Annotated in this window: 21 protein-coding genes and 2 pseudogenes; 2 read left to right on the top strand and 21 right to left on the bottom strand. The window is 50.3% G+C overall.

Features of this window, described 5'->3' with window-relative positions:
- Window positions 1-64: 64 nt before the first annotated feature.
- From ACTQ1N_RS02330 to ACTQ1N_RS02315, 4 genes are all read right to left on the bottom strand, one after another.
- Window positions 65-1291, bottom strand: coding sequence for an ABC transporter substrate-binding protein (locus ACTQ1N_RS02330; protein WP_441954235.1), 1227 nt, complete (start codon window positions 1289-1291; stop codon window positions 65-67).
- Window positions 1292-1381: 90 nt separating this feature from the next.
- Entirely contained in the window at window positions 1382-1540 is a 159-nt protein-coding gene (locus ACTQ1N_RS02325; protein ID WP_321049432.1) for a hypothetical protein, read from the bottom strand.
- A gap of 156 nt (window positions 1541-1696) precedes the next feature.
- Complete coding sequence (locus ACTQ1N_RS02320; protein WP_441954233.1) at window positions 1697-3742, bottom strand: Ig-like domain-containing protein; 2046 nt, start codon at window positions 3740-3742, stop codon at window positions 1697-1699.
- A 259-nt stretch (window positions 3743-4001) separates the two neighbouring features.
- Window positions 4002-5387 (bottom strand): CDP-glycerol glycerophosphotransferase family protein, encoded by a 1386-nt coding sequence (locus ACTQ1N_RS02315; RefSeq protein ID WP_441954231.1) that lies wholly within the window; start codon window positions 5385-5387, stop codon window positions 4002-4004.
- A gap of 265 nt (window positions 5388-5652) precedes the next feature.
- Here ACTQ1N_RS02315 and ACTQ1N_RS02310 point away from each other — a divergent pair, with 265 nt between their 5' ends.
- Both ACTQ1N_RS02310 and ACTQ1N_RS02305 read left to right on the top strand, forming a co-directional pair.
- Window positions 5653-6960 carry a CDP-glycerol glycerophosphotransferase family protein gene (locus ACTQ1N_RS02310; RefSeq protein ID WP_441954229.1) on the top strand — a complete coding sequence of 436 codons (1308 nt, stop codon included), beginning with the start codon at window positions 5653-5655 and terminating at the stop codon, window positions 6958-6960.
- Between the two features lie 55 nt (window positions 6961-7015).
- Complete coding sequence (locus ACTQ1N_RS02305; RefSeq protein WP_441954227.1) at window positions 7016-8311, top strand: CDP-glycerol glycerophosphotransferase family protein; 1296 nt, start codon at window positions 7016-7018, stop codon at window positions 8309-8311.
- A 93-nt stretch (window positions 8312-8404) separates the two neighbouring features.
- On the opposite strand, the gene glf is transcribed toward ACTQ1N_RS02305, so the two are convergent.
- The 17 genes and pseudogenes from glf to ACTQ1N_RS02220 form a co-directional block, all read right to left on the bottom strand.
- Complete coding sequence (glf, locus tag ACTQ1N_RS02300; protein ID WP_441954481.1) at window positions 8405-9607, bottom strand: UDP-galactopyranose mutase; 1203 nt, start codon at window positions 9605-9607, stop codon at window positions 8405-8407.
- A gap of 264 nt (window positions 9608-9871) precedes the next feature.
- Window positions 9872-10387, bottom strand: a pseudogene (locus tag ACTQ1N_RS02295) (ABC transporter ATP-binding protein); the annotation flags it as partial.
- Between the two features lie 94 nt (window positions 10388-10481).
- Window positions 10482-11273 carry an ABC transporter permease gene (locus tag ACTQ1N_RS02290; RefSeq protein WP_321049437.1) on the bottom strand — a complete coding sequence of 264 codons (792 nt, stop codon included), beginning with the start codon at window positions 11271-11273 and terminating at the stop codon, window positions 10482-10484.
- 24 nt (window positions 11274-11297) lie between these two features.
- Window positions 11298-12497, bottom strand: a complete 1200-nt coding sequence (locus tag ACTQ1N_RS02285) for a hypothetical protein (protein WP_441954225.1) — start codon at window positions 12495-12497, stop codon at window positions 11298-11300.
- A gap of 62 nt (window positions 12498-12559) precedes the next feature.
- A complete protein-coding gene (locus tag ACTQ1N_RS02280; protein WP_441954223.1) occupies window positions 12560-13642 on the bottom strand; it encodes an NAD-dependent epimerase/dehydratase family protein in 1083 nt (360 codons plus the stop codon).
- Window positions 13643-13651: 9 nt separating this feature from the next.
- Window positions 13652-14368, bottom strand: a complete 717-nt coding sequence (locus ACTQ1N_RS02275) for an IspD/TarI family cytidylyltransferase (RefSeq protein WP_441954221.1) — start codon at window positions 14366-14368, stop codon at window positions 13652-13654.
- A 96-nt stretch (window positions 14369-14464) separates the two neighbouring features.
- The gene (locus ACTQ1N_RS02270) at window positions 14465-15913 is read right to left on the bottom strand and encodes a CDP-glycerol glycerophosphotransferase family protein (RefSeq protein ID WP_441954219.1); all 1449 of its coding nucleotides are present in this window, start codon (window positions 15911-15913) and stop codon (window positions 14465-14467) included.
- 31 nt (window positions 15914-15944) lie between these two features.
- Window positions 15945-17945 carry a hypothetical protein gene (locus ACTQ1N_RS02265; protein ID WP_441954217.1) on the bottom strand — a complete coding sequence of 667 codons (2001 nt, stop codon included), beginning with the start codon at window positions 17943-17945 and terminating at the stop codon, window positions 15945-15947.
- Window positions 17935-18819: a glucose-1-phosphate thymidylyltransferase RfbA gene (gene rfbA, locus ACTQ1N_RS02260; protein ID WP_441954215.1), complete on the bottom strand. Its 885-nt coding sequence runs from the start codon at window positions 18817-18819 to the stop codon at window positions 17935-17937. The genes ACTQ1N_RS02265 and rfbA overlap by 11 nt, the downstream gene beginning before the upstream one ends.
- Before the next feature lie 49 nt (window positions 18820-18868).
- Window positions 18869-19321, bottom strand: a pseudogene (locus ACTQ1N_RS02255) (UDP-galactopyranose mutase); the annotation flags it as partial.
- 22 nt (window positions 19322-19343) lie between these two features.
- The gene (locus tag ACTQ1N_RS02250; RefSeq protein ID WP_441954213.1) at window positions 19344-20306 is read right to left on the bottom strand and encodes an NAD-dependent epimerase/dehydratase family protein; all 963 of its coding nucleotides are present in this window, start codon (window positions 20304-20306) and stop codon (window positions 19344-19346) included.
- A 17-nt stretch (window positions 20307-20323) separates the two neighbouring features.
- Window positions 20324-21358, bottom strand: a complete 1035-nt coding sequence (locus tag ACTQ1N_RS02245) for a PfkB family carbohydrate kinase (protein WP_441954479.1) — start codon at window positions 21356-21358, stop codon at window positions 20324-20326.
- The gene (locus ACTQ1N_RS02240) at window positions 21352-22140 is read right to left on the bottom strand and encodes an aldolase/citrate lyase family protein (RefSeq protein ID WP_441954211.1); all 789 of its coding nucleotides are present in this window, start codon (window positions 22138-22140) and stop codon (window positions 21352-21354) included. Before ACTQ1N_RS02240 ends, ACTQ1N_RS02245 begins: the two co-directional genes overlap by 7 nt.
- A 14-nt stretch (window positions 22141-22154) precedes the next feature.
- Entirely contained in the window at window positions 22155-24014 is a 1860-nt protein-coding gene (locus ACTQ1N_RS02235; protein ID WP_441954209.1) for a thiamine pyrophosphate-binding protein, read from the bottom strand.
- A gap of 48 nt (window positions 24015-24062) precedes the next feature.
- Window positions 24063-25409: a lipopolysaccharide biosynthesis protein RfbH gene (gene rfbH / locus ACTQ1N_RS02230; protein WP_441954207.1), complete on the bottom strand. Its 1347-nt coding sequence runs from the start codon at window positions 25407-25409 to the stop codon at window positions 24063-24065.
- A gap of 17 nt (window positions 25410-25426) precedes the next feature.
- On the bottom strand, window positions 25427-25957 hold the full coding sequence (locus tag ACTQ1N_RS02225) for a GtrA family protein (protein WP_441954205.1): 531 nt from the start codon (window positions 25955-25957) through the stop codon (window positions 25427-25429).
- A 7-nt stretch (window positions 25958-25964) separates the two neighbouring features.
- Window positions 25965-26921, bottom strand: a complete 957-nt coding sequence (locus ACTQ1N_RS02220) for a glycosyltransferase family 2 protein (RefSeq protein WP_441954203.1) — start codon at window positions 26919-26921, stop codon at window positions 25965-25967.
- Between the last annotated feature and the right edge of the window lie 2 nt (window positions 26922-26923).

Here is a 26923-nt window from a genome sequence, read left to right as displayed (position 1 = left end):
GACAAGGTGGCCGGCGCTGTGATCTGAAACATTCGCTTCTGTAAATGGATGACCTTGACTCTGCTTACTCTGCTTCGGTTGCCGCCTCTGTGGAGGACTCTCCGCCGCCAACCGTGACAATCTTCAGGAACTGGAACTTTCCATCCTTCGCGATATCGATGTAAGCGGAATCCTTGTTCGCATCACCGGTCTCGTTGAAGGTGATGTGTCCGGTGACATAGTCGCCGTTGATCTTGGAGATCGCATCCTTCAGCGCTTCCCCGTCAATCGTATTCCCTGCTTCAATTGCGTCGCAGATAACGTTGTAGGTATCAAAGCACAGAGCGGAGTTTCCGACGATGGCATCATTGCCGCCGTTGTTCTCAATCCGCTTCTTGTCCGCGTTGAGCCATTCCTTGTAGCCCTTGACAAAATCGGTTGCAACCGGATTGGAGTCATCATTCTCATCGAAGAATGTCGATACAACCGTTCCCTCCGCATTCTCAGCGCCTGCGTTGTCGATGATTGTCTGGTTGTACCAGGTATCGCCTGCCATGATCGGTGCGTCGATGCCCATCTCACGTGCCTGCTTGATGATCAGCGGAGCCGTTGCGATGGAGGACGGTGCGAAGATGGCGTCTGCATTCGCTGCCTTGACCTGCGCCAGGATGGCCTTGAAATCAGACTGATTGGTCTGGAACTGCTGCTCGGTCGCGATGGTTCCGCCGAGCGTCTGGAACTGCTTTACAAAGAAGTTCGCAAGACCGGTCGAATAATCATCGCCGATCTGGTCGATGACCGCGACATTCTTGTATCCGCTGTCAAACGCGTACTGTGCCATGACCGAGCCCTGGAACGGATCGAGGAAGCACACACGGAAGTAATAATCGCAGCCTGAGGTGACCTGCGGATTCGTGCAGGAAGCACCGATTGCCGGAATCTTTGCGTCTGCAAATGTCGGTCCCGCTGCGATCGAGACGCCGGAGCCGTAGCTGCCGATCACGGCCACAACCTTGTCCGCCACCAGCTTCTGTGCCGCGGTCACGGCCTCTGTCTTATCGGACTTGTTGTCAACCTCGTCCAGCTCGACCTTGTACTCCTTTCCGTCGACCTTGACAGTCGGCCGGATCTCATTCGCGTAGCGCGCACCCTGAAGCTCCTGGAGGCCGCCGCCGCCATTCTCACCTGTCTGCGGCTCAAAGACACCGATCTTGATGGTGTCATCTGCTGCGAGCGCCGTCATGGACATGACCGGCATCGTCGCGGCTGCCATTGCCGCTGCACAGATTACGGAAATCATCTTCTTGTTCATAATCATCCCTCCTCTTTCCGAAGCCTTCGGTTTGTGCGTGTAGCGCGGACAATTGTCTTTATATCGGCTACATGTCACGAATTATATCACTCACAGCCCTTCAATGCAAGAAAGAAGGAAAACTTTTTCGGTCTTTCCCTGAAGTTCTGCAAATGTTTGTGCATCGAAAAAGGGGATGCAGACTTGATAAAGGTCTGCATCCCCTTTGATGTTGAGATAAGAATACGCCAACTGAACGGACTTGTCCATCCCTTTTTTCTGTTTTGGGTGTGATTTTTGCGATATTTTCCGGTTTCCCCTATATTTTTTATGCCTGTGTCCGCCATTATCCGGCTTCTCAAATTTTTCAGAAGCATGCAGCGGACCTCACACCGCCAGGACGGCAGGCAGCAAACCGCATGCGCCTCACCGCACGGTGACCGTCACCTGCCTGACGATGGAAGCGCTTTCCAGATTGATGGCACGAATCGTAATGGTTGCGGTTCCCTTCCGTTTCGCCATCAGTTTTCCGGTGGGGGATACGGTCACCACCTTCTTGTTGGAGCTCTTGTACCGAATCCGGCTTGTCGCATTCGCCGGTGTCAGCTTCGGATACAGCTGCCTGGTCCTGCCCTTCTTCAGCGTATATGCCGTGCGGACATGCCGGATCGCCGCCGCATCAACACCAGTGACCGTCACTGTCACCTTCACCGAAACCTTTCCGGATGTGACCGTGACCTTGCAGCGCCCCGGTGCTACGCCGCGGATCCTGCCGGTTCTGGAGACCGCTGCAATCTTCGTGCTGGAGCTCTTGTACGTCACCGGATTCTGGCTTGTCAGTGGAGAAAGCACCGGCGTCAGCCTGCTGCGCTCTCCCTTCTTGATCGTAACCGTCGACGGAAGGCCCATGATCGCCCTCGTCTTCACGATCCCCTTCTGAACCTTCACGAGCGCCGTGATCTGCAGCCCGCTGGCAGCCGTCGCCGTGATCGTGGCTCTTCCCTTCTTGCGTGCACGGATCGTGCAGGTTCCGTTGAACTTGCCGGAGACTGTGAAGATCTTCCGGTCCGAGGACTCCCACTTCTGGATAAAATCGCCGTTCGCCAGTGCCACACAGAACTTATCCGTGGCCTTCCCTGCCTGAACCGGCACGGACGTCATGTTCGCCGTGATCGTCGGTGTCAGCTTCGGGACCGACTCCGTCTCCTTGTACCCACAGACCGTGCAGACATGCTCCCGCTCGCCGGCATACCAGACCGTAGCTTCCTTCGTCACCTTCCAGTCGCCGTAGGTGTGGTTGACCGTGTCGATCGTAAAGGTCACAGTTCTCACGCCATAGACCGCATCCGGCGAGTACTTCGACCAAAGCCGGCAGGTCACTGTACAGGATGGATCGTCGATGCCCTTCAGAGTTGCTGTGGTCAGAACAGAATCCGCATTCGAGGAAATCTTCTTCGTGTCCCAGGAGTCATACTCATCGTCAGGATTCCAATCTGTTCCAAGCTCGTCGCCATACAGCTTCAGACTCCCCTTGATCTCCATCTTCGCCGTGCCGGAGTCTGCGACAGTTGCGACCTTCGGAGAGACATGAAGCGATGTGTCCTTCGTATCAATCTCAAGCGGGTCACGAACGATATAGACCAGTGTGTAATCCTTATTCCGATTTGCATCCGCCTCTCCGGCTACCGTGACTGTACAGAAGTAAGCATAGACACCTTCCTTCAGCGTCGTTTCTGCCGTGTCGGATACACTTCCTCCATCCTCCTTCGGCTGTGCTCCCGACAGCCGATCAATGATCTCCGTACTGGTATTGCTTGTCCAGGAAAAGGTTACTGAAGCATTCTTGCTCAGATTCGCGGCTTCCGCTCTCAGCGTCAGCTTCGTCCCATTCGCTGCTCCCCGATTTGCCCAGACAATCATTGCGTCTGACCGTCCGCCGTAGTTCGGGGTCTGTCCGTCAATCGACGCCGTCAGTTTGACTTCTCCCTGAACCTTTGCCGGCTCCTCTGCCAGCTTTTTCTCGTCCAGCTGCGCTGTCTCTGTCTGACCGGCCGCTGCCTGCTCAGCCTCGATCTGGTCCGAAGCTGGCTGCGCGGACTCTGTCTGACTCCCGGCTGCCTGCCCTGGTTCCATCTGACCTGAAACTGCCTGTCCGGACTCCGTCTGACCAGTCTCCGGCTGTCCGTTTCCCGATGCGGAAGATGCATCTGCGGCAGACTGTCCGTTTCCCGTGTCCGAACTGCTCTTCTCAGAATCTGAAGTCCCCTCTGTGGTCAGCGCCGGAGTCCCGGTTCCCGCCTTCTCAGCAGCCTCACCGCTTCCGTCAGCGGCACTCTCATTCCCGGAAACCGCCTGAGCCGCAACGCTTTCCTGTGCTGGCGCAGGTGCCTCGGCGGCTGTAGCCCATGTCCCCTGGCTGGCAGCCATCACAAGCGCCAGAAGAACCGCGGCGAACCTGTTTCTATTCCTCATACCCATTCCATCTCCTCTGAAAACCACCTGTACGATCCGGCTCATGGCTGCTGAAGCCCGTTTCATAGCAGCATATGCAATCCCTGTCTCCTATCCAGCTTCGGCTCCTCTGCCTGACCGTTTTTAACGCCCATACAGCTTATCATTGCAGGAAAGCAGATTCAAGGCCGGCTGTCTGCAATCTGGTTCCATCTTTTGTTCTTCTTTCATACAAACCGGCTGCTCCGGCCCTCATGCTCCTGTCTATTGGCCACATCCCCTATGCGCGTTTCTTCTTCTTTCTGACCGCATCCATCAGCCGGAGAATCCGATCGGTTGCATGTCCGTCGCAGCCGCCCATGAACCGGTACTTGAATTCCCTGACGCGCAGCCAGTCGAAGCCCGTCTCCATCCGGCGGATCTCCCGCGCCACATCATGTGTCGATTGGCAGACCGGCCCGGGCATCATCTCACGGACCGGATAGTAGAATCCCCTCTGCTTCTCATAGTCCTCAAGATCGAACGCAAAGAAAACCATCGGCTTCTCAAAAAGTGAATACTCAAACACAATCGACGAATAGTCTGTGATCAGCATGTCGGAGGCGATAATCAGGTCGTCAATCCTCAGATCCGAAACATCCATCGCAAACCCTTCGGCACCTTTTGGAATCACGGCCTTCTTCCTGACAAATGGATGCTGCCTGATCAGCAGCAGATAGCCATCTCCAAGCTCTTCCTTCAGACGAAGAATGTTCAGCTGGTCCGGCGAAACCGCATCCCGTACAGATCCTCTGTAGGTCGGCGCGTACAGAAGCAGTTTCTTTTTCTCAAACACACGCTCGCAGTCCCTCGGCATCGCGCCGCCCCTTTTTCCAAAGGATGCATTTGCACCGATCAGGCACGCAGGCGCCGGCTCATCCCGCAGCGATGGGTTTCTGTCCTCCAGCACTTGTCGGACACGCAGCGCTGCATTTCTCCGGACCTTGCTGTGGAAGTATAGGTCTGTCCGGCTCACCCCGATCGGCAGAATGTCCTGCACGCGGTCCTCCATATGGAAAGCCTCCGCATACGCCCAGACCACCTCTTCCGACGAAACGGTCACATAGGAAAAATTCTTGTGCACCGGGTACTTTTCCAGATCCGCCTCCGTCGTCCCGAATCCCTTCCCGACCGCACTGTAGCCGAACTTCTTGAAAGCCCCGCAGGCATGCCAGGTCTGGATAACCGTCGTCTCCGGACGAAGCGGAAGGCTGCTCAGAAAATAGGACGATTCATTGACAAAAACATACTCCGCCCGTGCGATCTTTGGGATCGCGGCAAGGCAGCGGAGCGTCACCGACGCCGGATTTTCCATCCCCTCGCGGATGCAGACCGTATCGAAGCTGTAAGATCCCTGCGTGCCTTCAGCCTTCTCCCCAGCCTTCGCTTCAGCCTTCCCTTCATTCTCACCGCTCTCACGGTTTCGTCTCTCCAGGGCGGCCCGGATCAGGCGGAAATTGTCGGTCAGCTCCTTCTCCCGAACCTCCAGAAACACGACATAGCCTGGCCTGACCGGGCTCTTTGCTGCCGCCAGATAGCGGGACGGATAGAGCTTCTTCAGGCTTGTATCCTTGTACGCCGACCGCACTGCGCTGTATGCTGATTGAATGGTGTTCTTTGTGCCCATACCGGCCAATTCCTTTCTGCTGCTATCCCCAGGCTCCCGGAATTCCTTCCTGTTTTCCGCCGCGGCTCCTGATCTTTTATTTTTATAAATCATAGCACACATCCCGCACAAAACGCATCGTCATACCGCAATTCATCTATTTGTGATATGATTGTATAAATTTGTTCAGGATTCTGTAAAGAATCGGTTCAGCAAACACCAGATCCGCCCGTCACAGGCGGACGATCCTATCATCTCTAAAAGGAATCGCCGAGGTACACACACCATGTCAGCATCAAACCGTTTCCACGACGCAGCCAGGAACATCTGGCACAAGTCAAGGGTCATCCGCCCGGTCTACTGGTTCTGTTATAAACATATCCGGTATGCCCTTCATCATAACCCGCTCGGAAAAATCTATTTCCAGCATCGAAAGGATGTCACATATGATCAATATTTCCCTTCCTTCTACAATGCGCACCGCGACGAACCGGTTGATGAAAGGAAAGTCATCTTCCTGGAACCCGTGCAGCCCAGGATTACAAACAACATGCGCCTGATCCGCGACCGGCTTGAGCGATCCGGGAAATACACCATCCATGAACACTATCTCCGGGCGAATTATGCCTACAGACGGCAGTGGAAGAAGAACTGCGCCGCATTTCTCTCGGATCTTGCAACCGCAAAGTATGTCTTCCTGCCGGAAGCCTCGCAGGTTCTTTCCTGCGTGGACATGCGGCCGGAAACGATCGTCGTACAGACCTGGCACGCCTGCGGCGCCTTCAAGCGGTTCGGCTTCAGCACAGCCGACCAACTGTTCGGAGCAGACCGGGAGGGGCAGCTCCGCCATCCATATAACCGAAACTATACATACGTCACTGTATCAAGCCCGGATGTCGTCTGGGCCTATGTGGAAGCCATGCAGCTCCAGGAGCATGAGGACATCGTCCGTCCGATCGGCGTCAGCCGGACCGATGTATTCTTCGACCAGGATCGTATCCGGAAGGCTTACCAGAAGGTCTATCAGAAATTCCCTGCTGCCAGAGGCAGGAAAATCATTCTCTACGCGCCAACCTTCCGCGGCCACACCAATGAGGCTGAAGCGCCTGACAAGCTGGATGTGCGTGCATTTCATAAAGCGCTTGGCGAAGACTACGTCATGATCATCAAGCACCATCAGCTCGTTCGGGAGCTCCCGAAACTGCCGGAAGACCTGACAGGCTCCTTTGTCTACGATGGCTCGCGGAGTCTGGACATCAACGACCTCCTGATGGTCAGCGATCTCTGTATCTCCGACTACTCTTCCCTGATCTTCGAATACTCTCTGATGGAACGTCCGATGCTCTTTTTCGCCTACGATCTGGAAGACTATTTTGACTGGAGAGGCTTTTACTATAATTACGATGAGATGACACCTGGCCCTGTCTGCAGAACCAACGAGGATATGATAGACTATATCCAGCATATCGACGAACGTTTTGACAGGCAGGCTGTCAAGGATTTCCGCTACCGTTTCATGCGCTCCTGCGATGGTCATTCGACAGACCGCATCATGAAACTCGTATTCGGCGATACCATGGCCGGGGAACGCTGAGGTCGGGCTCGTCAGAAATCCTATGAACCCCCATATATAGAAAGGGAATCTGACTATGATCAACCAGTACAACCGGGGAAGCAACCGTCTTTCACGCCTTTTCTTCCGCACCTGCCATGGCATCTACTGGCGCGTGACACAGATCCCGCCCCTGAAACAGATCAAAAGGTACTTCGGACTGAAGAGAAGCGACAGGCTGTACGGAGAGACCATTCCCGCCTGGTACCGTTCAGAGGCAGGAAAACCCGTCGATGATCAGAAGGTTCTGTTTGTCGAGAACCGAGCCGTCTCGCTGTCTGATAACTTCCGGCTGATCTATGAAGACGCAAAGCAGGCAGGATACACCGTCCACATCCATTATCTGCATGAATTCGATCCGGGCACAGACTCAATGAAGCCACTGGAGGCGTACACAAAGGACGCTGCCACGGCGAAGTACATCTTTCTGAACGATGCAGCCCTTGCCACCAGCAGCTTTCCGCTGCGGAAGGAGACGATGGTCATCCAGCTCTGGCACGGCTGCGGCGCTTTTAAGAAATGGGGTGCCAGTACGGCGAATAAAAAATTCGGGGCAAGTCAGAAGGAACGTAAAAAGCACTTTTTGAATTACTATAATAACCTCAGCCTTGTCACCGTCAGCAGCCCGGATGTCGCGTGGGCATACATCGAGGCCATGGATCTGCAAGAGCAGAAGGAGATCGTGATGCCAACCGGCGTCAGCCGGACAGATGTTTACTTTGACCCGGAATTCATTCAGAAAAATACAGAAAAGATCCACGCCGTCTTTCCGGCATCCATCGGGAAGAAGATTCTCCTTTTCGCCCCGACCTTCCGCGGAAGGGTTGCAGGGGCCTCCACTCCGGATTTTCAGACCTTTGACCTGCGCAGGCTGAAAAAGGAATTCGGGGATGAGTACGTCGTTGTCATCAAAAACCATCCCTATGTCGGTCCTATGACCACACCGAAGATTCCGGCAGATCTGGACGGAACCTTCGCGATGGACCTGACACACACCTGCACAATTGAGACGCTGCTGTGCGCGGCCGACCTGTGCATCACGGATTACTCTTCGCTGGTCTTCGAGTACTCCCTGCTTGACCGTCCTGTTCTGTTCTACGCCTACGATCTCGACGACTACAACGACTGGCGCGGCTTCTACTACAACTATAGCGAGCTGGCTCCGGGGCCAGTCTGCAAAACGATGGATGAACTGATGGACGCGATCCGTCAGTCAGAAACTGCCTTTGACAAAAAGAAACTGGCAGCTTTCCGCCACAAGTTCATGCGCGCCTGCGACGGTCACTCAACAGAGCGAATCGAGCAGCTTGTTTTCGGAAGATCCCTGCGCTGACTGCTCCTTCTACTCAGGTCGTTCAACCGCACATCAGGCGGCTTTTCCCACGCCGAAGATCATGCCGCCAGCCGCCCCGGGAGAGAAGGCATCCTACTTCTTCCCGACACTTCCGACCAGGATTCTGGTCTTCAGCTCCTTCTCCGCCGTCTCCCAGGCCTGGAGGATGATCTGGTCCATGTTGTAATATCTGTACGTCCCGAGGCGCCCGCCGAAGATGACATTCGGTTCCTTTTCGGCGAGCTTTCTGTACTGCTCATACAGCTTCGTATTGGCTTCGTCGTTGACCGGATAATAAGGCTCCATCCCCGGCTTCCACTCTGTCGAATATTCCCTGGAGATAATCGTCTTCGGGATGTCGTTTCCCTCCAGATCCTTGCCGAATTCAAACCACTTGTGCTCGATGATTCTCGTCCACGGAGCCTCGCTGCCCGTGTAATTCACGACCGCATTCCCCTGGTAATTCGGTATGTCCAGCTCCTCCGTCTCAAACCGGACGGTCCGGTACTGCAGATGCCCGAGGCTGTAATCAAAATACTCATCGATCGGCCCCGTATAGACGACCTTCCGGAACTTTCCCGCATACTTTTCTGCAAATGTCCGGTAATCGATTCCTGTCATTACTGGCACACCGGCCAGGAGCTTTTCGACCATCTGCGTATATCCGCCGACCGGGATGCCCTGGTAGCGGTCATTGAAGTAGTTGTTATCGTAGGTAAACCGAAGCGGCAGCCTCCGGATGATGAAGGCCGGAAGCTCCGTACACGGACGTCCCCACTGCTTCTGTGTGTATTCTCTGATCAGTTTTTCGTAGATATCCGTCCCGGCGAGAGAAATCGCCTGCTCTTCCAGATTCTGCGGGACAAATGCTTCTTCCGGCGCAAGTCCGCGCTCTTTCTTTTTCTGCGCGATATATCCCGCCTTCTGCTCTTCAATCCTGGCCTGCACCTGTTCCGGTGTATAAAGCCCCCACATCTTCGAGAAGGTGTTCATATTGAATGGCAGATTGTAAAGTTCATCCCTGTACCGGGCTACCGGAGAATTGATGTAGTGATTGAACTCCGCATACTGGTTCACATACTCCCAGACCTTCTTGTCAGACGTGTGGAAGATATGGGCTCCATATTCATGAACATCGATATTATCCCGGCGAGAGGTATAAATATTGCCGCCGATGTGGTTGCGCTTGTCAATCACAACCGCAGACTTGCCGGCCTTGCGGGCTTCATTTGCAAAGACAGAGCCATACAGGCCAGCGCCGACCACCAGATAATCGAAAACCTCTCCGGACTCGATCTCCTGCCGATCCTCGCGCTGTTTCTGCGCGTAAGAATAGACCTTCTCCTGATGTTCCAGATACGCATTGCAAACCGTCTCCGGATCCCCCTGCATCACGACATCGCCTTTATCCAGCCACAGGACATGATCACAGAGCCGTACAACCGACGGGATGTCATGGGACACATACAGCAGCGTCGTTCCGCCTGAAAGCATCTCCTGCATCCGGGCATTGCAGCGCCTTCTGAAATTCGCGTCCCCGACAGACAGCACCTCGTCGCAGATCAGGATCTCCGGGTTGACCATCGTGGCAACCGCGAAGCCCAGCCGCGCCTTCATGCCGGAGGAATAATTCTTGATCGGCGAGTCGAGGAAGCGCTGAAGCTCCGCAAACTCGACAATTTCATCGAAATGCTCCTCCATGAACTTTCTCGAGTGACCGAGAACCGCCCCGTTCAGAAAGATATTCTCCCGGGCTGTCAGCTCCTGGTCAAAACCGGCGCCGAGCTCGATCATCGGCGCAATCTTGCCCCGCACCTGGACAGAGCCCTTGTACGGCTTCAGGATTCCGGTAATCATCTTCAGCAGCGTACTCTTGCCGGATCCATTTGTCCCGATCAGCCCCCAGGACTCGCCCCTCTTCACATGAAGATCCACATCCTTCAGTGCCAGGAACTCCTGGAACGTCAGCTCATGCCGGATCTTCCGGATCGTGAATTCCTTCAGATTGTCGACCTTGACATTCCCCAGATTAAAGCGGATCGACGCATGATTCACATCGATGATATTTTCAGCCATAGAATCTCTCCATTTCTGCCAGTGTCCCCCCCGTTTCCGGCGGTTGACGACCGGCCCCGGCGGTTCTGCGCCCGATCTCCCGATTCGGTGTGATTCAGATATGAAGGATAAACTCATCCTTCTTTTTCTGGAAAACGTACAATCCCAGCGCCAGCGCCGCAAATGCCCACAGCCAGCCTCCGACGACCAGCCTCGGTCCCGGCATCCTTCCGGCAAGCGTAATATCCCTGAATGCAGCGATGTAATAGTACATCGGGTTGAAGCCCTTGATGATGACCTGAAGCAGATGCGGCAGATTTTCGATCGGGTAGAACAGCGGCGTCAGGTACATCCAGGCTGTGATAAACGCATGGTAGATATACTCTATGTCACGGAAAAATACCTCGAGCGCGGCAAGCAGGAATGTCAGCCCCAGACTGAAGATGTACACCTGTATGATAATGATGACCAGATACAGCATGGTCCAGTGGAAGGCTGACCGTGTTGCAAGCATCACGATGAAAAAGGCGCCCAGCGAGAAGACTGAATCAATCATCGTACTCGTCACCTTCGACAAGGTGAAGATATACTTCGGAATATAGGTCTTCTTCAGCAGCGACGCGTTGTTGGTCACAGACTTGAGTCCGTTCTGGGTTGCCATCCGCATGAATTCAAACAGAACACGCCCTGTCAGCAGATAGATCGGATAATTCTCGATGTTCTTCTTGAACATCGCCGAGAACACAACCGTCATGACAACCATAATCAGGAGCGGGTTCAGTACACTCCAGATATACCCAAGGACGCTGCGGCGGTACTTCAGCTTGATGTCACGCTTGACCAGCTCCACCAGCAGATCCCAGTACTTCCGGAACGTCCGGATCCGATTCTTCCACTTGCTGCCCATCTGCAGTTCTCCTCCGCTTCTGGCTTACTGTTTCTTGTCCTGGCTTTCCAGCACCTTGAGATCCACTTTGATCACCGGGCAGGCAGACAGATTCATATCCGTCACATCGTCGCCGTACATCATCACCGTCCCTGATTTGGACTGGTAGACGGCTGAAGACAGATCATGTCCGGGCGCTGCCAGCCACATGTCTACCGCCGGCTTCTCGAACACATCGGAATAGGTCTTCATGTCTTCCAGATCAAAGATCCGCACCTTATCGGTGAGTGGTTCGGAAGGCGCAGAGACCCCGTAAAAATCATTGCCGGACGGTGTATAGGTCATATCCACAAGCGCCGACTGCTCCAGCTCTGTAAACTCCCCCTGGAGCGCCCCGCCATTCAAAAACTCTCTGAGCGAGCTGTCCGCCCAGGAGACATCCTTCCGTACATTGTGGAACTGGACCGTTCTGAAGACACTGTCGGAGGACGGTGCCCTGCAGATCATCAGGAGCTTCTTATGACTTCTCCGGAGAACCAGCCAGTCCTGACCTGCATATGAAACGGTGTCACCCTTTTTCGCTGTCGGAAGGGTCTTGCGTTCCGCCGCCTCTCTCTTCCGCAGATACAGCTGCTTGTACTTCTCCGCCTGCTCCCTGCTGTCCAGCAGACTCCCCAGCTTTGAAAAACGGCTGTACGCCGACTGGTACTGGCCGCCAAGTCCCTCCAGCCTCGCCGCCATATAGTTCATGTAGCCGCCCTTGTAGCTTCTGGCAATCAGCACCACCAGTGCCACAATCACCAGAAGAACCGCAGCCCGCGTGATCTGGAACCTCCGGTTCAGCGCCTTCGCACGCTTCCGGGCATAAGCCTGCTTCTCATCGGCATCGCGATATCCCTGAAGGTTTGCGAACTCTCCCGCCACCTTGCCAAACTCATGTTCCTCTCTGGCTTCCGTCAGATGACGGCAGGCTCTCTGATAATCCGCCTCTTTCTTCTGTACCTTGGCCTCAGACAGCTGCTTTTTGCATGAATCATAGAGTGCTTCCGCCCCCGGATATCCCTTCACATCCGAAAGCAGTTCCTCCGCCGCCTCCAGGTTCTTCACCCGGTAAGCCGGGGACACAACCATCGGATCTACGCTCAGCTTCAGCCTTGCCCGCTGAACCAGTGCTTCATCCGACTCATATGTCCTGGCCTTGCGCTGTTTCGATTTCAGATAATCCCCGAAATTGATTTTCGCCATATACGTCCTGTTTCCCCGTATGATTTACCAGACAGAAGCCCGGTCTGTCTGCCCATGAGTCTTTACTGCACTTCCCTGAGGATCTCCACCGTATGCCGCAGCCCAGTCTCCATGTCAAACTGTGCGTTCCATCCCAGGCTTTCCAGCTTCCTGCTGTCAAGAAGCGCCTTCGTTGCCTTCGAATATCCGGCCGCTTCCAACTGATCCGGAATCTCAAAGACCACCTTCGTGCCTGCTTCCTTCGCAATGAGCGCTGCCAGATCCTTCAGGGTGATATCACAGCTGCGCGCCGCGATGTTGTAGGCTTCCCCGCAGTCTCCCAGAAGCAGAACGGTCAGAAGGCCGGAAACCGCATCACAGACATAGGTGTAGGAATAATTCTGGGTTCCCGCACTCTTGAGCACGATGTCTTCCCGCTCCACACCCTTCCGGATGAACTGGGAGATAGCCTTCGTGTCGCTCATCAGCATGGACGGTCCGAACGATCTGGTGAACCTCGGAACCACAACATCCAGCCCCTTCTGCCGGATATAAGCCTGGCAGAGCGCCTCGCCCGCCCGCTTGCTCTCCGGATAGCCAGCACGCATCGTATTGCAGTCGATGTAGCCGCAGTACTTCTCGTCAAACAGTTCTACGTCGCCCCGGTTTTCCCCATAGATTTCATTGGAGGAGGCAAAAGCAAACCGCCTTGCTCCTGCCTTCGCCGCAAAATCCAGAAGATTGTTCAAGCCGATGATATTCGTCACGACCGTCCCGATCGGATCCGTCGCGTATGCCACCGGATGCGTATTCGAAGCCGCGTGAAAGATATAGTCCACATGACTCAGCCCCGCTGCCCGAAGTGATTCCCTCAGATTCTCCACGTCATCAATATCACACTGGATAAACGTAAACAGCGGATCGCTCCAGTACTCCTCGAATCTGGACTTTCCTTTTTGTACATTTCTCCCCAGAGCGAAGAGATGGCAGCCCAGGCCATCCTCCCGGTTCTTCTTCATCAGCACATGGATCAGCGTACTCCCGATCATCCCGGTTGCACCCGAGATCATGAAGGATGCACCCCGGAGCTTCTCCCACGGGAGAGCCAGCGCCGCCACGCCGCTCAGATCCTGCTGAAACAGTTCACTCTCCAGAAGTCTCATCATCAAATACCCTTACTTCAGCCAGTTGTCCTTATCCATCTTCAGATACGCCTTGAACATCTCCAGATCGTCCTTCGTGGTCAGCTTGATGTTCTTGTCGGAACCCGCCGCAAAGTACAGCCGCTCTCCCAGTTCCACCATCATGGTGTTCGTATATGAGGACCCTTTGATCCCGATTCCCTCCGCGAATGCCTTGTGATATGCCCAGTCCAGCTTCCCGAACTTGTACGCCTGCGGTGTCTGTACCCGTCTCAGCGTCTCACGCGGGATATACTTAACCGTTGAGATCTCGTCATCCTTGACAAAAATCTGCTCGTTGTAGGGCATGGAGGTAACGCCATTTCCATACTTCCGGCACGTCTCAATCACATCCGAGAGCACGGAAGCATCCACCAGCGGACGGATGCCATCGTGGATGATGACAATATCATCCTCTCCGCACTTGTCTTCCAGCCCGTAGACACCGTTCCGGATCGATTCCTGCCCGGAATTCCCGCCCGGCACAATCCACTTCAGCTTGTCGATACCGAACTGCTTTGCATACGCCCAGACCACATCGTGCCATCCGTCGATGCAGACCAGCTCGATCGCATCGATCAGCGGATGCCGCTGGAATCCCTCCAGCGTATAGATCAGCACCGGCTTGTCATACACATTGATAAACTGCTTCGGAATATCCTGCCCCATGCGATGGCCGGAGCCACCCGCGATAATCAGCGCAACGTTCATATATTTCCTCATTTCATGAAAAACCGACACACTATCCATCACGAAAGTGTATACCACAGATGTCCACCATACCACAAAGTGAAAAATCGGGCAATGTTACACATCTGTGGCTCCGGAAGTCCCTCCGTCTCCCCCGAAGCAGTGCACCCTGATCTTCTCTGCAATACGTGCGGTCGCCTGTCCGTCGCAGGCAGCCAGGTACCGCTTCAGGAATGCATTCCTCTTCTTTGCCTGGTCCGCTATCCAGCCTGCTGCCTGTCCCCCGTCATCCGCTTTGCTCTCGCCGGTGCGCAATCCCGGACTGTCCTCTCCTGCGGCCCGCCTGACCGCATCGGCCAGCCTGTCGGCATCCTTCACAATCTCTCCCGGAATTTCATGGATATCCATGTAGGTTCCGCGCTGCGCCATGTAGGTATCCAGATCCGGAGTATACAGCACCAGACCGCCATGCAGCCCCACACTGCCATGCAGGCCCAGACTTCCATGCGGATCCTGCTGATTTTGAATCTGCGCCGCCAGCAGGTATTCATAGATCAGAGACGAGTAATCCGCGATCAGCACATCCACAACCGGATAAAGCTGCTCCGTTGGGATCGGGCAGTGATTCTTCACCGCCTTCCGCGCCTCCTTCATATGCGGATGCACCCGCGTCAGGACAAGATACTCCTTCCCGAGCTGCCTCTGAAGCTTCTCCGTGTCCAGATCCAGAAGCCCCGGCTGCCCCGCGTTCCCGCGAAATGTCGGCGCCCAGAGCACAACTTTCCGGCGTTTTCTCAGGCTGCCTGACCCCTTGGCACTTCCGGTACCTGTCTCCCTGACACTTCCGGCGCCTGCCTGCCTGCCGCTTCCGGCACCTGCATCACTGCCATCTCCGGCTCCTTCCTCTCTGCCGTCTCCGGCGCCTGTCTCCTCGTAGACATCCGGGTACAGTTCCCGGAACGCTTCCATACACCTGTATCTCCACTTCCTCGAAAAGTACAGATCCGTCCGGCTGACACCAAGCGCCTGCACCTCCCCATGTGTCCGGTGCATCGCGGATGAAAATGGCTCCACCGCCGCCTCCGCGCTGACGGTAACCAGGCTCAGGTTCCGGTATACATCTCCATGATACCCCTCCGGAATATCATCCTTCGCGTCATACCCGAATTTCTTATAGCATCCGCAGGCATGCCACAGCTGAACAACCATCGTTTCCCGCTTCTTCCGGCAGGACGCGACCGGCAGGAAATTGTCGCAGACAACGACCACCGAAGCTCTGACGTACAGCTTCATGAACCGCGTCGAATATTCCATGACCTCCGCCTTCGATGCCCGGCCAAAATCCAGGTACATCTCTGCGATATGATAAGCCGGCTGAACACGGCTCTGCTTCAGTCTCCGGTAAAGCAGCTCCATCGCCTCCGGCCTGCCGTCATGGTGGGCATCCGCAAAGACAATCAGATTCTGCTCCACCCTGCAGCAGCGGTGAAGGTCATACACCGCCGGCAGATACACATTCTGAGAAAACATCTTGGCCTGCTGCTTCAGTTGAAATTCTACTCCCACAGAAATTTCCCCTCTTTTTTTATTATAATTGTTATGAATCTTCCTGTAAGGAATCAATCCATTTCAAGCCTGTTACATTCCCACGTTCGTCACGAATACACAGGTATAAGCCCTCTGTCACTTCATTTTTTCTGTCTTCGCCCTCGACATCCAAAACATGAGGCAGTTCTTCCTCCAAATAATCATCTACACCATAAATCCAGACATAACGGTAATCACCCTGTGTCAGTATTCCCGGAAACGCTTCAATCCGTATATCTGTCTGAGACAGTAGTCTCAGACTGCCATTCTCATTGAACTTCCACGGCTCCTTGATATAATTGCTGAGCATATTTTCCCGGTAATACAACGGCACACACATTGGGAATTCATTCATTTTCTCAAGAGAATAATTTTGAACGAGCTGATATACCTTCTCATCGTCCGGCACGATCTTTTCGATCTCAGCCAGCTCCATCTTAACTGTTTTTATGGTGCGGTAACCACTTGTCTCCCAGAAATGATAGTGTGAAACATCACTGATGAATTTGCCATTCACACTGCACACCAGCACTGCACATATCCCCATTCGGACGATGATTGGACTTTCCGTCATCTTTTCATAAAAAAGTCCATACACCGCAGCCATCAAGATAAAAAACTCATACAGTATAATAACAGAGAAATACCGATGCACCGCTGCGTTCTTCACACTCTCTTCGTAAGAAAATGTCGAAACATACACTATGTATAGCGCACCTATATATAAAATAAATGTAATCAGTACAAAAAGGCCCAGTCCTCTGTACTGCCTGCGTTCTTTATCTTTCCTTGTATATGAAAGTGCAAACAGGATTCCTGCAAATATTAGAACAGTCGGGAGCGCTCTCACATGCAGCCTTGCACGAGAGTTCAGTGTCTTGCTGAAAAGATTCATGAAAAGCATACGAAGCGTCAGCTTCGCCTTTTCCCCCTGTACCCAGAGAGCCTCCTGTATACCTCCTCCTGACAACGGGATAAAGGTCTTCCCGGCACTTAATAAAACAACGATAGCGACTGCCAGTACGGACAATCCGCCAGCCAGAATCCATTTTCTGTTTCGCCGAATCCAGTTTCTGGTCTCCTGTCTGCCATAGTAAAATACAAGGTCAGCAACCACATACATAAGGTCAAATCCCGCGAGAAGTACGCCAATCCCCTGCTTGATTACAATCGTCATAAAGAACCCCGAAAGCAACAGCAGCAGCGAATTTCTTCTTCTGTGCGGATACCGTTCTCGAATCGTCTGCGACACCCAGATACAAATCGCCGCTGCCCACGCCGCAACCGGAAGATCCACGTATAAGCTTTTATACGCATGCAAGTAGAATGTATATAATCCAATATAGACCGTAAAAGCATAGACAAATGCTGGCTTCAATTTCCGCCATCCTACCCTGCAGAGCGGCAGCAGCAAGGCAACCGCATTCAGAAAAAAGGAGGATACATACATGTGCCCTTCATTATACCCGGCAAGCATCTGAAAGTATAAATGGAAGACACTGGTAAACATCGGCATCGATGTTGTCCCGATGAAGTCCTGTGCCTGCGGAAGATGTCCCCTCTCCAGCATATACTTCACTGCCGCTGCCCACTGATGAAAGTCATCTATTTTTTGCACAAAATCATTGTGGAAAAGGAACATCGACCCAGTAAACAAAAGCGTCAGAAAAAGCAGCTCAACCGAAAGAAAAGGGAGCTGTACCGATCTGACTCGCGCTGGCTCATGACAATCCAAGTCACTTCGATTTACCTTGCTGTTATAACATGGCATTCTAAGCTGCTTCCATTGCTGCAGGAAGAATATCAGCCATCCCGTACACCCGACTGCTATGCACACAAAAACAGCTGCCGGGAAGTTTTTCAGCAGCCCGCCAGCATACATGATCAGCGTCACAAGAACGGTTCCGAGGAGCATTCCCTCCCCGGAACTGACCGTTAATAAAGAATAAAAGCCGGCAGCCATACCGACAATCATCAGATACTGCGTCAGAATTATCAGCTCACTCTGCATCTTCCTGCTCCGCGGCAATCCCGAACAGGTATTGTCCGTACTGTGTCTTTTCAAGAGCCCTGGCCTGTTCCAAAAGATTGTCGATCGTAATCCAGCGCTTCTTCAGCGCCACTTCCTCAATACAGCCAATCATCTTCCCGCTTCTCTGTGCCTTCCGGATCTCTCCGGCCGCATCGTAAAGACTGTCTGCCGTCCCGGCATCAAACCAGGAGTACTCGTCACCAAGCGTCACAACGTTCAGCTCGCCCTGCTTAAGATAAGCATTATTAACAGAAGTGATCTCCAGTTCTCCTCTGGCAGACGGCTTCACCTGTCTGGCAATCTCTACAACCCTGTTATCGTAAAAGTACAGTCCTGGAACGATATAGTTGGACTTCGGATGCTTCGGTTTCTCCTCAATCGACATCGCCTTCCCATCCTGGTCAAACTCTACAACACCAAATGCCCTCGGATCCGGCACATAGTACCCAAAGATGGATGCTCCTTTCCCATTGTCCAGCCGTGCTGCCGCCTTCAGCTTCCGGTTGAACACTGGTCCGTAAAAAATATTGTCTCCCAGTGCCAGACATACGGAATCATCCCCGATAAAGTCCGCTCCGATCAGAAATGCATCCGCAATGCCGCGCTGAACCTTCTGCTCCTTATATTCAATACGGAGTCCCAGATGAGAACCATCCCCAAGAAGATCTATAAAAGGCTGGCTGTCATCCGGAGGAACAATCACCAGAATATCCCGGATTCCTGCCTGCATTAAAACCGATAGCGGGTAATAAATCATCGGCTTATCATATACCGGCAGCAGCGGCTTGCAGATCGGAAGTGTAATCGGATACAGCCGGGTTCCCTTGCCGGCAGCCAGAATAATACCTTTCATGCTTCATCCTCCATTCCTGATTCCCCAGTCAGATCATCCCGCCGAATACTCACTCAGCAAGCACTTTCCTGCTGAACTGCAGTGACGATGCAATAACTTTATCCATATCATAATACCGGTACTCGCCAAGCCTTCCGCCAAACAACACCTTGCTTTCCCCGTCAGCTAATTCCCGGTACCGTTTATAAAGTGCTTCATTCTTCTTATCATTGACCGGATAGTACGGCTCGTCGCCCGGCTTCCACTCAGAAGAGTACTCGCGAGAGATTACTGTCTTCGGAAGGTCATTCCCCTCCGAATCCTTTCCAAACTCAAACCACTTATGTTCAATGATTCTTGTCCAAGGGGTCTCCCTGTCCGTGTAATTAACCGCTGCATTTCCCTGGAAATTCGGAGTATGAAGAAGTTCCGTCTCAAAGCGAACGCTTCGGTATTCCAACGTTCCAAGACGATAGTCATAATATGCATCAATCGGTCCTGTGAAGACCACTTTACTCAAAAGACCTCACTTTTATGGAATGAGTTTAATATGCATTATCACTCTTTGTTAAATCTTCAAGAATCTTTTCTATCCCGTTTTTAAATCGGACTTTCGGTGTCCATCCGGTATCATTGCTTAAGCTCTTGGTATCCGCCACCAGATACTTTACTTGTTTATCTGAATAGGGAATTTCGCCAAATCCAAATATGCCATTCGCATGAAATATCTCTCCAATCGTATTGATATATTTCTTTAATGGCATTCCATTTCCACTCCCGAGGGGGTATATTGCACCACTTCTCCCATGTTCAGCTGCCAATCGAAATGCTCGAGCTGCGTCACCTGAATATAGATAATCCCAGATCTGTTCTCCCGCTGTAAGTGATACATGCTCTTTTCTTCTCAGCTTTTGTATTACAGTACTGACAAGTGTCTTTTCGCTGTCCCCGGGTCCATATATACTCAGAATTCTCATCCAGATGTGATCAATCCCATACTTCTGGCATTCAACTCTGCTCATCTCCCCGGCACAGAGCTTTGCCATTCCATATCCATTGTCTGGAAAACAAGGAGTTTCTGGCTTCAATGGTGTATCATGCCTTCCGTACTCCGCTTGGCTCCCTGCTCCAAGGAACACCTTGCACCCGAGATCATTCGCTATGCGTACTGCCTCGATTGTCTTCCCAATATTGGCTATCTGAGCGTCCATATCATTTCTGCCTGAACCTATGGTATTCGTCCATGCGAAATGGAAAAATGCATCAACTTGGTTAATATGTGCATCCTCAGCATGTAAAATAGATGGCAATCTATTCAATTCTGATATATCCAACTCTATCAGATGTACGCGCTTATCAGTTTTAATGTTTTTTATCCGACTACTACCTGGTCTGCATACTGCATATACTTCGACATTGTTATTTGCTAATTCTGCGCACAGTGCACTTCCTAGCGCTCCAGTCGGACCGGTGATAACTGCACTAAGAATTTCCCTATCCACTTCCATCCACATTCCTTTATTACTTACCTCTGAACTCGACCTGTCCCATCTCCGTTCATCAGATTCTCAACATCGGCCACCTCAACACGGTTAAAATCTCCCATAATACTGTGTTTCAAACAGGAAGCTGCAGTTGCAAATTCCAAAGCCTCCTGCTTGTCCCTATAATGGTTTAATCCATAAAGAAGTCCGCCTGCAAAGCTATCCCCGCCACCTACACGATCGTATATATTCCGAATCTCATATTTTTTTGAGGTATAAAAATGGTCTCTGTCATTCAAGCATGCAGACCAATCGTTCCAATCTGCACTGTGGCTCTCACGTAAAGTTATTGCAACCAGCTTCATTCCAGGATAACGTGCCAAAACCTTGTCCCCTAGAACTTTATAGATGTTGTTATCAAGCCTTTCCGTAATCTCATCAATATCTGATGATGTAATCCCTAATGATTTTTGAATATCCTCTTCATTCGCTATTGCAACATCTACGTATTCTGCAAGCTCGCTCATAACATCAGAAGCACTCTTCCCATAATTCCAGAGCTTCTTTCTAAAATTCAGATCACAAGAAACAGTAATTCCCCTCTGTTTTGCTTGTTTGACACTCTGCATGGAAAGTTGCCGTGCGTTTTCTGAAATAGCCGGAGTAATCCCACTAATATGAAACCAGCTGATACCGTCAAATACTAAATCCCAGTTCACACTTTCCGGGTTTACTTCAGCTATCGAAGAATGAGTTCTGTCATAAATCACTTTTGAGGGAAGCTGATTCCTCCCTGAAGCCAGATAATATATCCCCATCCTTCCTCTACCGCGTATGATCCTACTAGTATCAACCCCGAAACCCTTCAGCTGTCTTAAGCATGCATCTGCAATTGGATTTTCTGGAAGAACAGTGAAAAACCGCACATCTTCTCCATAGTTTGCAAGTGACACTGCAACATTGGCCTCGCCTCCGCCAAAAGTTGCTTCAAAGCATGGCGACTGAAGAAACCTCTCAAACCCCGGCGTCTTTAGTCTCAGCATGACTTCCCCGATCGTTAAGAATCTCATTACAATAACCTCTGTTTAAGGCTATCTATTCTTGCAAGATCTTCGGTAGCCATTGTGTTGTAATATTCTCTCTTAAACTGAAGATAAGCGAGCTCGAATCTTAAAGCCGCCTCGATGGAAGATTTGATTTCTCCCGCATCATTCTTTACAGAAATGACAACTTTTCTTGTTTCAAAACGGTCAATTTGATCACTCAATTTTTGAATAAATGGAATTGAATCTACACTGATGTTACCACCAAAATTCGTTACAAGGCGATGAGTTTTTGATTCTTCCACCAACTTTTTTGTTGCATTAAAAACAGGTTCTGACTCAATATCTTTTCGTTCAATCCCTAACGACGCGGAAAGATCACTTCGCCCGACTGTTACTCCTGTAAGGAACCCATCTCCCTCATTCATGATCTCCTTATAATTTGCTAGGCAGGTTTTGGTTTCAGCATTTATAATCCACTCCACACGTTTAAGCTGATCTCCATAAACCTTTTTTGCTGCATTTTTGAACTTTGACATGGCAAATGGAGTTTCAATCATAGGCGCCATGATACCAGTAGCATCGAGAAGCTTACACTGATCCAAATCATGAACCGCCTCGCAGCCACCAATTTTGATGATAAATCCAAGATCCGCCTGATAAACAAACTCACGCAGCATGATCAACTCGTCTTTTCTTGATCCTTCTGCTTCAAATTCCGCCTTAATGGCTACCACGCCATGATTCTCTTTTAAGTCCCTCAGTGATTTTAGAATCTCATCATGATAAAAACCCCTTGCAGTCTGTGCTGCCATACTCAAATACCTCCTCACTCTTTCCTTTCATCAACCATTGGTACGATCATTATCTTCTCCAACTCTTCTCTAGGGAGAAACGGAGCCAAATCTTCAAGTGGCGGTGAGACAAGAGTTCCATCGGAAAGCCTCTTCGTACTACTCTTCGGCTCCCATCGTTGCTCTGTATCTGTAAAGATTTGACAGAACAATGGGCTTTCTGCCGCAAGACACTCGTCTACAACTTTCTCCATCTGTGCGTTGCTGTGTGCCTCATAATACGGGTATCCAAATGCTCTTGCAATCTTCTCAAAATCTGGGAACGAAAGATCTCCGGATTCTGGGCCTATACCTACCTTAGTATGTCCCGAAAACAAATTACTTTGCGTGATACGAATTGAATGATATCCACTATTGTTAATTAGGAATATCTTGATCGGAAGGTTATTGGTGATGATTGTTTGAAGTTCCTGAAGATTCATCATTATACTCCCATCACCCTCAAGACATATCGTCATTCTCCTATGCCCACCAATACATGTACCAATTGCAGCAGGAAGCCCATATCCCATAGAGGCAATCGCACTATTGTTATCAAAACGACTGCCCTTCTTTATTACATATTCCTGACTGCCAACAACACAACATGCTCCATTCGATACAGCAGTCAGGCTGTTCTCCGGTAACATAGATGATAAATATTTGATGAATGCATATACATTGGCAGTCTTACCATTTTCCTTCCACTGCCTTTCCTGAATCACAGGAAAATTTTTCTTCCAACTCTGACAGGTCCGAATCCACTCTTCATCATGACTTACTGGCGCGTGCTCTCCTATGGTTTGATCAAGCTTGCTAAGGAAATCTTTCGCATCCGCCCAGATAGGCATCTCAACATGGAGGGTTGGTTTCTTCAGCTCGGCTCTGTCGATGTCAACCATAATAACTTCAGCCTCTCTTGCCCAAGTTTTATAGTTGTATCCGACTTGACGGATTGAAATACGCGTTCCAACCGCAAGAATAAGATCTGCGTTCTGTATAGCCCAGTTGCCAGGCCGATCACCCATATTGCCCGCACGTCCAGTGTAAAGCGGATCATCATCCTCTACAAGGTCAATTGCGTTCCAATATGTAACAATTGGAATGTTCAGTTTTTTCGCTACTTCTCTGAATACTTTGTAGGCACCCGAAAGACGTATCCCATAGCCAGCGTGAAAAACAGGCCGCTTTGCGTTTCTTACTTTTTCAATGACTGCATCAATTGTCTCCTGACTGACCGGAAGAGGAAGAAGTGCATCATCCTTTTTCTGATCTGCTGTACCAACATATCCTCTCAACCCATCAGTCTCAATATATGTACCCTGAAAATTCACCGGTATATCGATCCATACTGGCCCTGGGCGCCCAGTCGTCGCAAGATGCCATGCACGCTCCAAATGATAACGGATAGTCAACGGATCCTCGATCATAACCGCATACTTTGTCATTGGCGCTACAGACTTCGTAATATCATATTCCTGGTCTCCCACCGCTCGTAGCGGTAAACCGCCTGTAAACTGTTCACAGTAGCGCGCAGTAGTCGAGTACTTTACTTGGCCTGAAATAACAAACATCGGAATGGAATCAAGCCATCCACATACAACACCAGTTATCGCATTCGTCCCACCAGGTCCTGTTGTTACACAAACTGCTGCTATTTTATTTTCAAGCCTTGCATATGCCTCCGCTGCCATAGCACAAGCCTGCTCATGATGATTATATGTGACGTGAAGTCCCTGCTTATGTCCCAGAGCGTCATTTAGATACATCGCCCCGCCCCCAACAACGGAAAAAGCATCTACTACACCGTGATCAACCAGGAAGTCTGCCACATAATCAGCTAATCTAATTTTCACGATTTCACCCCTTGCTATTTATCGATCTATTTCATAAAAATACAATTCTTAACCGCCCTGAACTGCATCGCGTATTACTTTTGCCATATAGTCGATCATATCGTCCGTCATTCCCGGATATACCCCAACCCAAAACGTCTCGTTCATAATCTGATTTGTTACATTCAGCCCTCCTGAGACCCTATAAGCATTTGTCCCTCTGATCTGATCAAAACACGGATGCTTGATCAAATTTCCTGAGAAAAGAAGCCTTGTCTGTATATTATGCGCCTCTACATATTTTGTTATATCATTCCTCGAAAACTTCTTATTCGGTCTGATAGTAATCAAAAACCCAAACCACGATGGATTTGAATGCAGCGCTGCCTCTGGCAGAATAACCTGATCAGAGATCGGCTCTAATGCTTTATGTAAACGTTCCCAGTTATGTCTTCTTCTTTCAATGAACGAAGGGAACTTCTTCAACTGTTCAACACCAATTGATGCCTGCAGGTCTGTTACCTTCAGATTGTATCCAAAATGACTATATGTGTACTTATGATCGTAACCTTTGGGGAGTTCGCCATATTGGCCATCGAACCTGTGCCCACAAAAATTATCCTGACCAGATGGGCAGATGCAATCACGTCCCCAATCTCGATATGATAAAATAAGACGGTGCAGCAATGGGTTGTTCGTATAAACTGCACCGCCCTCTCCCATCGTCATATGATGTGGCGGGTAGAATGAGCTGGTTCCAATGTCCCCCCAGGTTCCAGTGTATCTTGTCTCACCATTTATCGTATACTGTGAGCCTAATGCATCACAATTGTCTTCAACGAGCCAAAGGTTATGCTTATCACAAAATTCCTTTACCGTCTTGAGATCAAACGGATTCCCAAGTGTATGAGCAATCATGACAGCCTTGGTCTTATCGCTCAAGGCCCCTTCAAGTTTTGTGGTATCAATATTATACTGAGGAATTGTAACATCTACAAAAACAGGAACTGCTCCATACTGAAGGATCGGCGTTACTGTTGTAGGGAACCCGCAGGCAACGGTAATGACTTCATCACCACGCTTGATCTGACGATCACCAAGTTCCGGAGCCGTCAGAACGCTGAATGCAATCAGATTCGCTGAAGATCCAGAGTTTACAAGGTGCACATACTTGACCCCGATCCACTTTGCAAAGTTCTTTTCAAACTGCTCTGCAAATCTGCCAGTTGTTAGCCAAAAATCCAGGGTTGCATCAGTAAGACTCTGCATTTCATGTTCATCAAACACACGTGATGCATAGGATATCCGATCTCCTGGTTTAAATGGTTCCTTTTTTTCCTTAAAGTCATGATAGTATGCGGCAACCATTTCCTTGATCTGCTCTCGAGCCTCTTGCTCGTTCTTCCATGTCGACATATCTTTACCATCCTTCCTTAGCTTCGAAATGCCCAATATTTGTTGATCAGAAAATTAACAGGGACGCTGATCACCAGGTTGATGATCGGTCCAAAAAACTCTGAGATATGAAGTACACTTACCCACATATACAGCAAAACACTGCTCAGAAACAGCCCTGTAAATGAATAAGAAATATATGTCTTAATCAGAGCCTTCCATATCGACCTTTTTTTACCATCCTCTACTGTAAAAACCACGCGATTATTCCAGTAAAAAGACCACGCAACGCTGATAACAAATGCGATAATCTGCGCGACCAGGTAATCGTATTTTTTCAGCCATCCTGATTTACGAAACAACAGCAAGCTAACCACGTATAGAACATAAGAAAGAATAGTGTTCGTTACTCCGACTAGACCAAACTTTACAAATTGCATGAAAGCATCAAACTGCTCTTTCTTTAATTCTCTGTGAACAATCCGAAACAGCCCATTCAGAATCACATAAATAATATAAGAGAATATGCCCCATATTCTTTGTTTTAGCTCCTGCTTTTTTTCTGTCATATTTTACTCACTTTATCGTATTCTGATGGTCAAAATTAAGACGTTCTTCTTCTATCACAAGAGGACGACCCAGAATTCTTTGATTGATACTCAGAATATATTCCCCCATAATTCCCAGGAAAAAGAGCATCACGGAACCAATAAAAAACATGCCGATCAACAACGGAGCCATTCCGGCATTAAAACGATTCCAGAAAACAAGCTTTAATACAAGGAACACAATCGCCAACACAATGCACACGACAGAAGATCCAAACCCCAGAAAAGTAGCCAGTCTGAGCCCACCCTTTGTATATGTCGTAAAACTTAACATCGCTGCGTCATATAGTGACGCGAAATTGTTATGCGTCTTTCCCGCTCTTCTCTTCTCCTGTGTATACGGGATAAATTTGATCTTATATCCAAGTTCCGCAACAATCCCCCTAAGGAAAGGTGTTGAATCCTTCAATTCTCGCATGATCTGAATAAATGATTTATCGTATAGGCCAAACCCCGTAAACTGTTCAATCTGATTTACTTGAGACATTTTTTTGATCAGCTTATAGTAGCAGGACCGTAAAAAGTATAGCATTTTACTTTCTTTGCTCTGCTTTTTCTGCATTACCACAAGCTTATAGCCTTTTTCCCATTCCCGAACCATCTCTGGAATCAAATCAATCGGATCCTGAAAATCACAACATAAAAGGATGGTACAGTCTCCGCTTGTCTGCATCATCCCATAATATGGGGAATTGAACTGCCCAAAATTTTTTGCATTAAATATTGCCTTGATTCGTTTATCTCTTCCACAAATCTCACGCAATAACGTTCTGGTCTTGTCCTGCGAATCATTATCTATGAAAACGATTTCATACTGGTATTCCGGCAACTTCTCTCTAAACAGATTTGTCAACGCCTCACTTATAGGAATAACGTTTTCCTGTTCATTGAAGCAGGGAATCAGAATACTGATCGTCTTTTTCATGA

The sequence above is a fragment of the Porcincola sp. LCP21S3_C12 genome, assembly GCF_052118625.1.
GTDB lineage: Bacteria > Bacillota > Clostridia > Lachnospirales > Lachnospiraceae > Porcincola.
Note: the sequence above shows the minus strand (reverse complement) of the source record. Positions and strands in the feature narration are given on the sequence as shown.